The sequence below is a fragment of the Moritella sp. F3 genome (assembly GCF_015082335.1).
GTDB lineage: Bacteria > Pseudomonadota > Gammaproteobacteria > Enterobacterales > Moritellaceae > Moritella.
This window is the reverse complement of record NZ_BLRL01000191.1, coordinates 1-222: the sequence shown is the minus strand read 5'-3', so window position 1 is coordinate 222 and position 222 is coordinate 1. Positions and strand designations below refer to the sequence as shown.

Here is a 222-nt window from a genome sequence, read left to right as displayed (position 1 = left end):
CTGCCGGAGTCGAACTGGCGACCTACTGATTACAAGTCAGTTGCTCTACCTACTGAGCTAAGTCGGCACTAAATGCGAGTCGCATAATATCATCTTCATTTTAAAAAACAAGTCAATATTACACTTTTTTATTCTTTCCAAATTTTGGTGCCCGAACCCGGAATTGAACCAGGGACACGAGGATTTTCAATCCTCTGCTCTACCAACTGAGCTATTCGGGCA

The 222-nt window shown here is 43.2% G+C and carries 1 tRNA gene; it reads right to left on the bottom strand.

Annotation, left to right across the window (positions count from 1 at the left end):
• Nucleotides 1-145 precede the first annotated feature (145 nt).
• A tRNA-Phe gene (locus JFU56_RS22845) sits at nucleotides 146-221 on the bottom strand.
• Between the last annotated feature and the right edge of the window lies 1 nt (nucleotide 222).